Annotated in this window: 8 protein-coding genes and 1 pseudogene; 5 read left to right on the forward strand and 4 right to left on the reverse strand. The window is 35.7% G+C overall.

The window, feature by feature from the left end; genetic code table 11:
- Positions 1-564, forward strand: a pseudogene (locus EGI22_RS17605) (hypothetical protein); the annotation flags it as partial.
- A gap of 255 nt (positions 565-819) precedes the next feature.
- Here EGI22_RS17605 and EGI22_RS17610 read toward each other — a convergent pair.
- From EGI22_RS17610 to EGI22_RS17620, 3 genes are all read right to left on the reverse strand, one after another.
- A complete protein-coding gene (locus EGI22_RS17610; protein ID WP_255069749.1) occupies positions 820-1950 on the reverse strand; it encodes a hypothetical protein in 1131 nt (376 codons plus the stop codon).
- Between the two features lie 642 nt (positions 1951-2592).
- The gene (locus EGI22_RS17615) at positions 2593-3714 is read right to left on the reverse strand and encodes an FAD-binding oxidoreductase (RefSeq protein WP_255069750.1); all 1122 of its coding nucleotides are present in this window, start codon (positions 3712-3714) and stop codon (positions 2593-2595) included.
- Positions 3711-5393 (reverse strand): GMC oxidoreductase, encoded by a 1683-nt coding sequence (locus EGI22_RS17620; protein ID WP_255069751.1) that lies wholly within the window; start codon positions 5391-5393, stop codon positions 3711-3713. The genes EGI22_RS17615 and EGI22_RS17620 overlap by 4 nt, the downstream gene beginning before the upstream one ends.
- A 162-nt stretch (positions 5394-5555) precedes the next feature.
- Here EGI22_RS17620 and EGI22_RS17625 point away from each other — a divergent pair, with 162 nt between their 5' ends.
- Together EGI22_RS17625 and EGI22_RS17630 are read left to right on the forward strand one after the other, a co-directional pair.
- Positions 5556-8813, forward strand: coding sequence for a TonB-dependent receptor (locus EGI22_RS17625; RefSeq protein ID WP_255069752.1), 3258 nt, complete (start codon positions 5556-5558; stop codon positions 8811-8813).
- Between the two features lie 26 nt (positions 8814-8839).
- Positions 8840-10606: a RagB/SusD family nutrient uptake outer membrane protein gene (locus tag EGI22_RS17630; protein WP_255069753.1), complete on the forward strand. Its 1767-nt coding sequence runs from the start codon at positions 8840-8842 to the stop codon at positions 10604-10606.
- Between the two features lie 51 nt (positions 10607-10657).
- Here EGI22_RS17630 and EGI22_RS17635 read toward each other — a convergent pair whose 3' ends face one another.
- Entirely contained in the window at positions 10658-12673 is a 2016-nt protein-coding gene (locus tag EGI22_RS17635) for a glycoside hydrolase family 127 protein (RefSeq protein ID WP_255069754.1), read from the reverse strand.
- A 182-nt stretch (positions 12674-12855) separates the two neighbouring features.
- Here EGI22_RS17635 and EGI22_RS17640 point away from each other — a divergent pair, with 182 nt between their 5' ends.
- Entirely contained in the window at positions 12856-13761 is a 906-nt protein-coding gene (locus EGI22_RS17640; protein ID WP_255069755.1) for a prohibitin family protein, read from the forward strand.
- A gap of 151 nt (positions 13762-13912) precedes the next feature.
- Entirely contained in the window at positions 13913-14656 is a 744-nt protein-coding gene (locus EGI22_RS17645) for a hypothetical protein (protein ID WP_255069756.1), read from the forward strand.
- Positions 14657-14669: the final 13 nt, after the last annotated feature.

The following is a 14669-nucleotide window of genomic DNA, read 5'->3' on the forward strand; positions in this document are numbered from 1 at the left end:
CAAGATAGAGAAGAGAAATTGGAGCAAGCACATAATCTACTCAAAAACCCATCTAAAATCAACAGTAAAGCAGCTAGGTTCTTTTTAAAAGCACAAGAAAATAGTAAATATAGTCTGAATGAAGAAAAAATAGCTGCGGCTGAGCGGTATGATGGTTTTTTAGCCATAAGCACCAATAATCAAACGCTGCCAGTAAGCGATGTCTTAGATCAATATAAACAACTATTTAAAATAGAACACAGCTTTAGAACCTTCAAATCCCACCTTGAAACCAGGCCAATGTTTCATTGGACAGACCAACGAATAGAGGGCCATATTTGCCTTTGTTACATAGCCTTCGCCATTCAAAACTTCGTGCTACAAAAAATAAATCGTGACAAAAATGTGATTACAGAAAAATTGCTAAGAGAAGCATTAGACAAAATGCAAGTAAGTCTGATAGATAACAATGGGAAAAAATCTTACTTGAGATCGATGCCATCAGAAAACGAAAAACTCATCCTAAATAAAATGGGTCTAAAACCAATCTTACCAATCCAAACACAAGAAAAGTTTAAAATCTAAAAATCCACCAAAATAATGGTTTGTAGAGAGCCGATTGGACAATACTGTGCCTTATTATCAATTACTTAACTCAAAATGGTGTCAAACTCAAGAAAAATTAGCAATTAAAACTTGCCTGCTACCCCAACGATGGTGGAACCATCGTTGAACTGATATATCAATAAATTATTATAGAAAATTTACCATAAAAATGGCTTGCTACACAAACGTTTTCAGAAATAATAAAGAATTGGAATACCACATTTTTTTTAACATTTATAGCGTTTTGGAATAAATAAGCCATAATTTTAAACGCTCCAGTTCTTTAACATGAGATTTTTTGCCAATATATAATTCTTTTATTTCATTTTTCAAGTTTTCTTTAAATTTAGAAATCTCATTTCTTTTCATATTTACTTCAACAATTAAATTATTTATTCGTATTAAATATTCAGATAAACCTAATTTTAGTTCGTAATCTAATGTTGAAAGATCAATAAATAAATTAGAAAAAATTTCATGAATTAAAAAAATATCATTGTTGTTTTTTAAACTACTTGGTTTTTCTACTATTTTCTTATATTTGGATAGAAAATCATTCAAAACGGTCTTCAATTCTATACTATTTTGCATTTCATTTCTATTATTAAATTGAATAGAAGCATTTTGATATAAAGCTCTGCTTTCGTTTTGAAAATATTTAAAAAAAATATTTATTTTTTCCGCAAACAAATCACTTCTATTATAAATGTCATTAAAATAGTCTGGTATTGACCCTATAGTGGCATATAATTTACTATAATTTTTAATCCATTCTAAGTTATCATTTTCTTCTTTGTATAAATTTTTTAAATATTGGTAAACAAGTTTTCTGTCGTTTTGAAAAATATTTTTTAATTTGAATAAAGATGTTCTTGAGATTGGTTTAAATATGAATATTTCAAGTTCATTATATTTTGTAAATTCATTAATTAACTTTATTTTAATATTAGTATCATCAATAAATTCATTTAAATCAAAAATAAGCATATCAAGATTTTCGGATTGTAATTCAAAATTTTTATTTTTTTTAATAATTTCATTATTTTTTAATTGTGTGTTAAAAATTTGTAATTGCTTAATGTTCGCATCAAACTGGATTTTGAAAGCAAAAAAAGTCAAAATGACACTTATAATTGTAATAAAAGGATTCATAATCGCAATTGAATCTCCAATATTCGCTGCCTTAGAAAAATCTATAAAACTTGTAAACTGCGTGAATAAAATTGGACTCAATAAAGAGAAAATTAAAACAATAATTATCCAAACAATTAGCTTTTTGGGATTCGGCCCTTCTTGTTTTTCTTCAATTTCTTCGAGTTTATATTTCATTTTTTTAAATTTTAATTGCACTTTTTCTTTATACATTTGCACCATTTTAGTATTAGATTAAAAAGCACTTTTGAAGGAAGTGATACAAATCACTGATTTTTTTTGCTTGTGGAAAGAAAGTTTTTTCATCACCATCTTTTAGTATGATTATTTTTGGGCTTATTTAAAAGCTTGAATTTACTACAGTAACTTAAAATAGTTAGTTTTTTTGTATATGATTATTAGAAATCAAATGCTTATTAAAATTTTCCACTTTATGGTAAATGTGTCCTTACCCTTAAAATATTTGCTTTTTAGATTGCTATACACTTTTACATTACATTCATTTTAGATTTTAAAAAAGTTTGAAAGTTCTATTAAACCATTTCAAATATTTAAAATATCAGGTATTCCAAAATAGAATTTTTCAATAAAAATAAGAAAAAATATTTTTTTTCCTGTTTTTAGCCTTCATTCCTTTAGTTACTTTCTAAATTCTAATCATTATGGAAACAATAAAAAAGAAAACGATTTCCTCTGAGTTTGATAGTTGAGATCTGAAGCATTCAATTTGAAAATATTTTTTCTTTTCATAGACTATTTAATTGTTTTTTTTATTAAAAAACTAATTTGCAAATACTAATTAATGACTTTCAATTGGATTCATTTTTCTTATTTACATAAATTCCATTCCCCATCTCACCCCATCCTCCCCACCAATTCCTCAGCCAAAAAAGGAGCTAGGGCTACGCCCATGCCGTTCATGCATACGTTGGCGGATAAGTTGGGCTTTAGGATTTCGGAAATGGGGGTATGAGATTCATTAAAGGCCATTACGCCACTCCAAATGGTGGCTATTTCGAAGTTTGTATCGGGCAAGATGTTTTCTTTCAGGTATTTTATCAATTGATTTTGAATGAGCTCTGTTGTGCCTTCTGCTGTGGTGGTTTCACCTGCAATGTCAAGGTTTCGGCCGCCGCCAAACAATACCCTCTTGCCCACGTTTTTGAAATAGAAATAGCCTTTTTCGAAATGAAAAGTGCTGTTAAAGGGAAGGTTTTCAATCGGCTGCGTGATCAATACCTGTCCGCGGCCTGGTTTTATATTTTGGCTGGGTAGGAAAGTGTTGGTAAAAGCATTGGTACATATACATACATGCTGTGCTTGGAAATCTCCCAAGTTTTTGGTTTTTACTTCGGCTATGGCACTTTCGGTTTCTATGTGTTCCACCTCGGTACCAAAAAAGAACTTTACGTCCAGGCTTACCAGTTTTTTATATAAGGCATAAAACAATTTCCCAGAATGGATGGAGGCTTCGGCGGCATTACTTATGGCATTTTCAAACCCTCTAAAATTACTATTCAGAATGATATTTTTGTCTTCTTTGAAGTGGCTTTCAGCATTTACAATGTCCCTAAGGTTTTGATTCAAAAGATCCAATTGCTCCAAGTTTTCCTTGAAAAAACCTTCCTCAGAAAACAATTCTGTAGCTCCGCAAGGATTGTAGTCAATCTCGGTTCCAAAATGTGCCTTGATCAATTGTATGCCTTGGTATCTTTTTTCGGTAAGTTCCAGGGTTTTGTCCCAACCTATTGTTTTTACATTTTCTAACAACTCCGACGGACTACCAAAACAAGCAAAACCGGCGTTTTTGGTACTTGCTCCTGAGGGTAAAGTACCTTTTTCTAAAATCCCGATATGGGCATTTGGCTTTTTCATTTTCAATAAATACGCCATCCAAAGCCCCGAAAAGCCCGAACCAATGATGAGGTAATCGTATTTCGGTTTGAAAAGGTCCTGTTCCCAATAGCTGAGCATCATAAATTTTGTTTTTTGAGTTCTTCTACTGCAAAGTTAGCCGCTCTGGCCGTAAGAGCCATATAAGTCAGGGAGGGATTTACGGCAGAGGAAGAGGTCATGCAGGCACCATCCGTCACAAATACATTGGGAACACCCCAAACTTGGTTGTTTTTGTTGAGAACGGAATCTTTATCGGTGTGTCCCATGCGGGCGGTGCCCATTTCGTGTATACACCTTCCAAACCCACGGATTTCGTCATAAGGTTTGATGTTTTTAAAACCTGCCAGCTCAAACATTTCGGCGGCGTCATTTTTCATATCCACACGCATTTTGGTTTCGTTTTCTTTGTATTCAGCAGACATTACGAGTAGGGGCAGACCCCATTTGTCTTTTTCGGTTTCAGACAAATACACCTTGTTGTCTTCATAAGGCAAGGTCTCGGCAAATGCCGAAAGTTCGATTTTCCAAGGCCCAAACTTGGTGTATGAGTTTTTAAAATCGGCCCCAAATGCATCAGGATCATTGTTTTTATGTCTTTTAGATTCTCCCTCATAGCCAAATCCCCGCAGGTAATCTCGCTTGTCTGAGCCGATATTTCGGTAACGGGGCACATAAAAACCATTGGGTCTACGACCAAATTCTATGTGGTCCTCAAAACCTTCCACTTCGGCCACAGCACCCGCTCCAAAGTGGTGGTCCATAAGATAATGTCCCAAAACACCGCTGTCATTTCCCATGCCGTTCGGAAATCGGCTCGATTTTGAATTCATCAATATTTGTGTAGAACCCAAAGTTGAGGCATTTAGAAATATTATTTTGGCAGTATAAGTGGTCTCTTCGTTGGTGATACTATCTATTACACTTACGCCCGAGGCTTTTTGTGTTTTTTCGTCATAAACCACTTCTTTTACGTTAGCGTTGGTCAAGATACTTAGATTATTGGTTAGTTTGGCCACTGGCAAAGTAGCAGACTGTGTACTGAAATACGCACCGTAAGGACAACCTCTGCTGCACATATTTCTGTATTGGCAGCTTGCACGGCCTATGGCAGTTTGCTCTTCAGTAGGAGCCGTGAGATGTGTTTGGCGGGCATGGATTACGTTAATTCCTTGTTTTTTGCCTTTTATTTGTTCCTTAAAATGCTGCTCCACACACGAAAAAGCCATAGGTGGTTGAAACACGCCATCCGGCAGATGCGGGATTTTGTCAACATTGCCAGAGACCCCGACAAATTTCTCCACGTAGTCGTACCAAGTTTGGATGTCTTTATATCTTATAGGCCAATCGGTCGCTATTCCTTCTTTTGCATTGGCTTCAAAATCCACGTCAGACATACGAAGGGCAATCCTTCCCCAAATCAACGATTTTCCTCCCAATTGGTAGCCACGAATCCAGTCAAACCGCTTGTCTTCGGCATAAGGATATTGGGCGTCGGGCGTATAAAAATGCGAAGAGAATTCATTTATCTTATTATACACTCTTGAGGTTTTGGGATATTCTTTTAGCACTTCCAAAGAAGATTTGCCTCTGTGCTCAAATTCCCAAGGGTTTTTGGTGGCAGTTGTGTAATCCACGATATGTTCTACTGTTCGACCCCGCTCAATCATTAAAACTTTCAGCCCTTTTTTGGTCAGCTCCATAGCGGCGTAACCTCCTGATATACCCGAACCTACGACGATTGCATCAAATGAATTTTTCAAATTTTGTACTTTTTTTTGAATTTAAATATAACATTTTTAAGACTGCAAATATTAGTAATAATTTTTTAATATAATTTAATAAAAATACGGATTGTTTATAATTATATTTAGCAAAATTATAATTTTTTAATTTTTTTTAAAAACTATCAAACCTTAATTGACATGCAAAAAAAACTCCTCTTTCGACATTTTGGAAGGTTAATTATTGTAATGGGTTTACTCATTACCGCTAGTTCGGCCTATGCCCAAAGAAAAATCTCAGGAAAAGTCTCAGAGGCCGGCAACGGTGATGGAATACCCGGAGTAACTGTTTTGATTAAAGGTACTTCACAAGGTACTACTACCGACGCTAATGGGTCTTATGCTATTGAAGCCCCATCGAATTCAAGTGTGCTTTCTTTTTCTTCTATCGGTTTCTTGTCAGTAGACGAGACTGTTGGTACCAGATCTGTTGTAGACGTAAGTTTAGAATTAGACGCTAAGTCACTGAGTGAAGTTGTAGTAACTGGCTATGCTTCTCAACGTAAAAAAGACATAACAGGAGCCGTTACAGTAGTAAATGCCAAAGAATTAACTGCTACCCCTGCTGCTAGTGTTACACAAATGCTTCAAGGAAGAGCGGCAGGAGTTGTAGTAGGAAATGATAACTCTCCTGGAGGCGGAACGATGGTTCGTATCAGGGGATTTGGATCAGTAAACAACAATAGCCCGCTTTATGTAATTGACGGAGTACCTACACAGGGTACTTTGAATCAATTGAATCCGAACGATATTGAATCTATGCAGGTATTGAAAGATGCATCAGCTGCCTCTATATACGGTGCAAGAGCTGCCAATGGGGTTGTAATCATCACTACCAAAAAAGGAAAAGCTGGTGAGCCAACTATCTCGTTTGATTATTACACAGGAACACAAAGACCAGGTAAAATGTTAAATTTGTTGAACACCGAAGAACTAGGTTCATATCTGTATCAAGCAGATATAGGTGCCGGAAAAAACCCTTCGGTAATTTCTCCATCAGTTCAATACAAATTTGGTCCAAACGGTGAACAAACTATCGCTGATTATATCTATCCAAATGTTTACGGAGCCTTGCCTTCAAACTACACCTATACCAATGATATAGCAGATCCAAATCTTGGAAAAACAGCTTTTAATATTACTAAAGCTAACAAGCAGGGAACTGACTGGCAAGACGCCATATTTGATCCAGCACCTATCTCTAATTATCAAATTGGAGCTACAGGTGGTTCAAATTCAGGTAAATATGCTATCTCGGCCAATTATTTTACCCAAGATGGAATTTTGAAATATACAAAGTATAATAGGTATTCGGTAAGGGCAAATACTGAGTTTAAGAAAAACTTTTTGACTATAGGCGAAAATTTCACCTTCAGTTATGATGAAAGACAAGGGATTACCAATAATAATGAGTCAAACCCTATCATGTTCGCTATACGAGTTCATCCAATTATTCCAGTTTTTGATATAACTGGAGGTCCAGTGGCTTTGGGAGGAACCAATACTTCACCCTATAATGGTTTTGCCGGTAGTAAAGGTGTAAACCTTGGAAATGCTCCTAATCCTTTAGCGAGACTATATCGTGAAAAAGATAATCTTACCAAAGGTTCACATGTTTTTGGTAATGTTTTCGCTGAATTTCAAATAATGAAAGGCCTTAAAGCTCGTACCAGTTATGGTTTGGAATTTAACCAATATAATCGATCGGAGTATTTTCACAGAGATATTGAAGCTGCTGAGGCGAGAAATGCAAATAGTTTAAACGTTATCAATAATTATGATAAATCTGCTACTTGGTTTAATACACTAAATTATTCGAAAACCTCAGGCTTGCATGAGCTAAATGTTTTAGTAGGAACTGAGTCCGTAACAACCTATTCAGTAGGATTTTCGGCTAGTAGAAGTAGTTTTTCTTTTGATGACTTAGACTACCGTTATCTAAATTCAGGCTCAGCAGCTGGACTAGCCAATGCCGGAGATGGAGCTATAAGAAGTGCCTTGTTTTCGCAATTTGGAAAGGTTAATTACGGCTATAAAGATACCTATTTGGCAGACTTTACACTTCGTAGAGACGGTTCTTCTCGATTCTCTGAGGCCAACAGATATGGAGTATTTCCAGCATTTTCGGTAGGTGCACGTATTTCTGAGCTAGATTTTATGAAAAATGTGAAATTTGTAAACGACTTGAAAGTAAGATTTGGATGGGGTAAAACAGGTAATCAATTGATTCCTAACGTATACAATGCCTATACTCTTTACGCGGCAGATCCCTCAAATAATGCCTATGATATCAATGGTACGGGTTCATCTATTGTTGGTGGATTTGACTTAGTTCAGTTTGGCAATACCAACGGAAAATGGGAGACAACTACATCTACAAACATTGGTTTGGATGCGGTTATGCTAGATAATAAGATGGAATTAGTTTTGGATCTTTACAATAGGGTTACCTCAGATATGTTAACGCAGATTGCAATACCAAGAACTGCTGGAACAGGCTCTATTCCTTTTACTAATATTGGCGAAGTACAAAACAAGGGCATTGACCTTGGCATAAACTATAGAGACAAAGTAGGTGATTTTAGATACCAAGTAGGTTTAAGTATTGGTCATTATAAAAACAAGGTTATTAAATTAAATGATGATCCCAACGCTACGATTTTCGGTTTTACAACCCGTCTTCCAGCTATTTCAGCAACCAAAGCTGGTCTACCAATAGCGAGCTATTATGGGTATTTTGTGGATGGAGTTATTAAAGATGATGCTGAAGCCGCAGCAGCTCCTAAGTTTGGTTCTTATACCAGAGCAGGAACATTTAAGTTTAGGGATATCAATGGCGATGGAATAATTACTGCAGCAGACAGAACTATCATCGGTAACCCTCACCCAGACTTTACATATGGTATAAATGTCAACTTAGGTTACAAAAACTTTGACTTGACCATGTTTGGTCAAGGTGTTCATGGAAATGAAATATTTAACTATGTGAGATATTGGACAGATTTCAATACTTTCCAAGGCAATAGATCTAAAGAGATGTTGTATGACTCTTGGAAACAACAAGGCGATGTAGCAAAGCTTCCAAGATTAAATTCAGGAGATGCAACCAGTCAGCAAATCTCCTCTTATTTCTTAGAAGATGGTTCTTATTTAAGATTGAAAAATGTTCAGCTAACTTATACCATTCCTACGGAAATAATGAAAAAAGCAAAAATGGGTTCTGCTCAGATCTATGTTCAAGGTCAGAATATAATGACTTTAACGAAATATACAGGTCTTGATCCAGATATTAATTTGAGGACATCGGGCAATGACAACCAAGATATTCACATGGGAATAGACGAAGGAGCTTACCCTGTAGCAAAGTCGTATTTGGTAGGTGTAAGACTTGGGTTTTAATTAAAATGCTAAAAATATTAAAAATAATGAAGAAATTAATCATACTATCGGTAGCTGTTTTTATCAGCTTTTCTTGCTCTGATAGCTTTTTCGATTTAAAGCCGCAGGGTAGGGCATCTATTGCTCAACTTTCTACAAAAAATGGTGTCAATGCCTTATTGATAGGTGCTTACTCGCTCTTGGATGGAGTAGGAGCAGGCAACACAGGGCGTCAGTCAACTATTTCTAACTATGTGTTTGGGGGTATTAGTTCAGATGATGCCGTAAAAGGAACTGATGCTGGAGACCAGCCAGAGCAGTCTTTTATTGAACAATACAACTGGCTTGCTGACAATACTTACTTCCTTGGAAAATGGTGGCATTCTTATGATGGCGTGGCCCGTGCAAACGAAGTTATTCAAATAGTGGGAAGTCCTGATGTAAAAGATATGTCTGAGGCCGAAAAAGCTCAAGTAATAGCAGAGGCTCGTTTTTTGAGAGCCCATTATCATTTTGAAGCTAAAAAAATGTGGGGAAATGTACCTTATATAGATGATAAAATTTATGTTGGTTCTGATCCTAGTTCTACTAAAATACCTAATACGGAAGATATCTGGCCAAAAATAGAAGCTGATTTAGAATTCGCAGCAAGTACATTGCCAGCTGTACAAGCTCAAAAAGGACGTGCCACCAAATGGGCAGCAAAAACCTATCTGGCTAAGACTAAAATATTTCAGAAAAAATGGTCGGAGGCAAAAGCACTTTTAGAGGATGTCTACAATAACTCAGGTAAAAAACTTGTAGCCAATTACCACGATAATTATAGAAGTGTAACTACAAACAATGTTGAATCTATATTTGAGGTGCAGTTTTCTGTGAATGATGGAACCACAGGAAATAATGGAAATGCTGGGGATAACCTTAATTGGCCTTATTCGTCTACTGCACCAGGAAGGGGATGTTGTGGTTTTTATCAACCATCACATAATTTGGTAAATGCCTTCAAAACATCAGAAGATGGTCTTCCTTTAATAGGAAACGCAGCAGACGGAACAGAAGATACTTACAACAAAGTAGACTTGCCAAATGACCAAGGCATAAGTGCTGGTACTGCATTTACGCTTGACAAGAGTATACCGGTAGATCCAAGATTAGACTGGACAGTGGGCAGAAGAGGTGTAAACTTTTTGGACTGGGGCGGAATGCCAGGCTCAACTTGGATAAGAGACCAAGTATATGCTGGACCTTACACTGGCAAAAAATGGATGTATTATTTGGCTGAGGAGAGTAGTTCAACACACTCAACTAGTAAGAGAAACACAAACAATAATTACAGATTATTGAAAATGTCTCATGTTATACTTTGGTTGGCAGAGTGTGAAATCGAGCTTGGAAATTTGGCCGCGGCAGAAGGTTATGTAAACATGCTTAGAGAAAGAGCCCAAAAAGGAACTGTCCAAGATCCAACAGTTAATTATGTTATAAAACCTTACCCTACAGGCACATTTGCATCGAAAGGTGCTGACTTCGCTCGAAATGCAACGCGTATGGAGCAAAGACTTGAGTTTGCAATGGAAGGCCACCGATTCTTTGACTTGGTACGTTGGGGTATAGCAGAAAAAGTATTAAACAAATATGCCGCAGAAGAAGCTTTGCCTGGTAAAGAACCTTCAGGAAGAGTGTTTAATAAGAGAGGTTATATGTCTGGAAAAACTTTTACTAGCAAGAATATTTATTTCCCTTTACCTCAGGACGAGATTTTGAATTCTCAAAAAGATGGAAAACCAACTTTAGTGCAGAATCCTGGATATTAATTATTAATTAGATTTTAAAGAAACCTGAGTGATTTTCGCTCAGGTTTTTTTTTAATGTTTCATCTCAATTCCTGTAATTTTTGTTGGAAACCACAACTTCATCTCTCCACTTCCTCTGTTTGATCTAGCGTAATAAGGAATCAGTTTGATAGTCATGTTTAAGGTTGAAATATCATTTTCATTGAAATTAACCACTTTACCATTTGTAGATAAAGTCAAAACACCATTGAGCAAATTCGGCTCAAACTTTTTGCTAAAAATATTCCGCTGATTTAAGAGAATGTTAGACGTTTTACCTTCATTATCAACAAACTCAGCACAATACATTATTGGCCCATTTTGTACAGCAATCAGATTTTGATTGCTTGTAATGTTTGGGTTTGAATATACCTGTTGCGTTTCCATCGGAAAGTCAATTTCCACTTTATCGCCATTTTTCCAAATTCTGTCTATAGTAAAATACCCATCTTTATATTTTGCTAAATCAGTAGACTCTCCATTGATTTTTATAATATTGCCCATTTCTTGAATTTCATGTAATCCGTACAAATCTGTCGGAAAAATATTGCCATTCGCCCAACCTGGCACTCTTAATTTCAAAGCAAAACTGCTTCCTTTTTTATTGTAGGTGCCTATCTCTACATTTACTGTTCCTTCCCAAGGCATATTGCTGGTTTGTTTTAAACTAATTTTGTTTTTAGTATCTATTTCAAAAGAGGTTTCGCTTCCTATGTAAAGATTAACATATAAGTCTTTGTCTTTTTTAGCATATATATATCCCGGAATAGAAGGCATAAATCGACAAATGTTGGATGGACAGCAGGAGCATTTAAACCAAGGTGAACGCTTGTTTTCGCCACTAAGTTTGCCATCTTTTAGTGTATATTCCATTGGATTTGCATAATAGAAAGTCTTGCCGTCTAGGCCAATACCTCCCAAAATGCCATTGTAGAGCGTCCTTTCCACCATATCCATGTATTTTGCCTCTCCCGTAAGCATAAACATGCGGTGGTTCCAAAATACATTTCCAATGCCAGCACAGGTTTCACAATATGCCGACTCATTAGGTAATTGATACGCTGGACCAAATCCTTCCCATCCGCCTGCGGAGCCAATTCCTCCAGTTATATAGGTCTTTTTGCCTGCGGCATTATCCCATATTTTATGAATGGCATTGATATAAGCTTGATTTTGTGTTAAAGCCGCCACATCAGCCATCCCTGAATACAAATAGGTTGCTCTTACGGCATGGCCTATTGCTTCAGTTTGTTGGATGGCAGGCACATGGTCTTGCCAATATTCACCAGTGTCCCATACAGAAGCATCTTTGTCTCCAGGCTTTTTGTCGTATTTTCTTTGACCTCTGCATTCTATAAAAAACTGGGATAAATCTAAGTATTTCTTTTCGCCAGTTGCCAAATACATTTTCACCAAACCAATCTCAATGACCTGATGTCCAGGAGCTACAGATTTTTTTCCTGGTCCAAAAACGGTTAAAAGGTGGTTTGCGTTTTTTATGCCAATGTTCAACATATTTTTCTTGCCTGTCGCTAAATAGTGAGCACAAGCAGCTTCATAAAAATGTCCCATATTGTACAATTCATGACTAAGCAAATGTTCGTTCTGATATCTTTCTGTACCAATCCATTCGTGTTTATCACCCATGGTTCGGGCCGTGAACAAATAGCCGTCTGGCTCTTGAGCAGCGGCAATTACGCTAATAAGCGAATCCACATATTTATCTAAAACTGGATCGTATTTTACTTGTAATGAATACGATGCACCTTCTATTATTTTGTAAACGTCAGAATCATCAAAGGGATAAATACCGCATAATTGACCTTCGCCAGCAGCAGCTTGTTCAAAGTTTTTGATTCTTCCTGTAATTTTTGATTGATAAAATGCCCAAGGAATAGTCTCCGTTCTATTTATTTCAATTTTCGGCAACCAAAAATTGTCGTTCAGATGTACTTTATTAAACGAAATGGCTTGATAAGGGTAAAAATTTTGTGCATAAAGCCCTACACAAGAAACAGTAAAAGCAAAAATGAGTGCTATTTTTTTCATGCTTAATTTAAGGTGTTAATTTTCCTAAAATTAAAGTTTTTGCAATTAAATTCGCCTTATTACCTAATTTTTTTCAAAAGCAAATTCCAAGGAACCATCTAAGAAAACGGCCTTTTGTAAAGTTTTAGCTTGATTAAGCTAATAAAAGGCCTAAATTAGAGGTACAAAAATTTAATAATAAAATGATAATAATTTTAATCGGAATTGTATTGGTATTTGCTGCCTATAACCTAAGGCAAACAAACAGCCCGCTAGCAGCCAACTCAGGTTTAATCAGAATTTTAGGGATAATTGTAATTTTGGTTGGTTTAGCATTGAAATGCATTGTGCAGGTAGATGCGGGTAAAGTAGGGGTTCAGTCTTTGTTTGGAAACGTAAACAAGAAAACACTAAATAGTGGTCTTAACTTTGTAAATCCTTTAGTAGATGTGACTGAAATGGACTTAAAAACTCAAAATTATACTATGTCTGGTGTTAACGATGAGGGAACAAAATCTGGAGATGATGCTATAAAAGTCCTTTCTGCAGACGGTTTAGAGGTTACAATAGACCTAACGGTTTTATTCAGAATTATCCCAATTGAAGCTCCCAATATTTATAAAGCCATAGGTGTCAACTATGTGGATGTAATCGTAAGGCCACTTTCTAGAACAAGAATTAGAGATATATCCGCCAACTATGACGCAGTGGCATTGTATTCGTCTAAAAGGGATGAATTTCAATTGAAAATCTTCAACGCTATCGAAAAAGATTTTAAGGGCAGAGGAATAGTTTTAGAGCAGCTTTTAGTAAGAAATATTACACTTCCAGAGTCTGTTAAGAAAACCATTGAATCAAAAATAAATGCAGAACAGGACGCTCAAAAAATGCAGTTCGTATTGCAAAAAGAGACCCAAGAAGCCGAAAGAAAAAGAGTAGAAGCCCAAGGTATTGCTGATTATCAAAGAATTATCACTTCGACTTTGACAGACAGACAATTGCAATATGAGCAAATCAAAGCACAGAAAGAATTGGCAGCTTCTCCAAATGCTAAAATAGTGATTATGGGTAATGGAAAAGGTTCTCAGGTACTTTTGAATACCAATTGATTTAGTAAACTAGAAGAATTAGACGATGTTAGATAAAACCGAACTCTGAAAAAGTTCGGTTTTTTTTTTAGATTTATAAATAAGAACTTTGCTAACTCTAGAATATTAAATTAAAATTCACTAATTTCATTTATTAAAAATAGAAAATAGCATGAAAAAAACATTACTTATTCTATTGACTTCCTTTTGTTCAGCATTTTCTCAAAGTGCTCCTTATCAATTTGTTATCGAAAATGTCACTACGGCTGCAACTGGCAGCAGGATAGAAGTTAGAGGGAAAGACACGGTCCTAGTTTCTAAATATAACAATACTTCCTTAAAACAAAGTGTACAAAATGAGCTAGAGTTTGTTTATCAAGGTACGCCTTATTTTCAAAATGGCTGGTATAAAGGGAGAGTAATTTTAACGGATAATGCTAACGCTGCTTATGGCGTAATAGCGTACGATTTGGTAAAAAATATGGTTCTATTTACCTATGCCAATGATAAAGAAGCTGTTGAAATCAAGCCTTTTGAGTTTGAAATCAATGGTCATGTTTTCAAAAAAGTAAATAATCAATATGCGGCTGCGGGTAATATTTATTACGAAAAATTAGTTGAAGGAGAAACTGAGTTGTTTTGTCAATATGTCTGTGATTATGTAGGAAAAACCTCAGATGGAGTAATAACAGGATATGAAGCCAATGGGGATGGATATGAAGGTCATTTTAAAAAGAAAGTTTACTATTACATCAATTTTCATGAGAAAATGCAACGAGTAGGTAAAAACTTTAAGATTTTTGGACAAGATGAAGAAATTGCAAAAGCTTATGCCAAGAAGAATAAACTTTCGCTGAAAGAACCTGGAGAACTTATTGAAATTGTAAGATATATTAATTCTAAAAATGGGATTTAAAACAAAAAAAACT

It is taken from the genome of Lacihabitans sp. LS3-19, from assembly GCF_024343575.1.
Lineage (GTDB): Bacteria > Bacteroidota > Bacteroidia > Cytophagales > Spirosomataceae > Leadbetterella.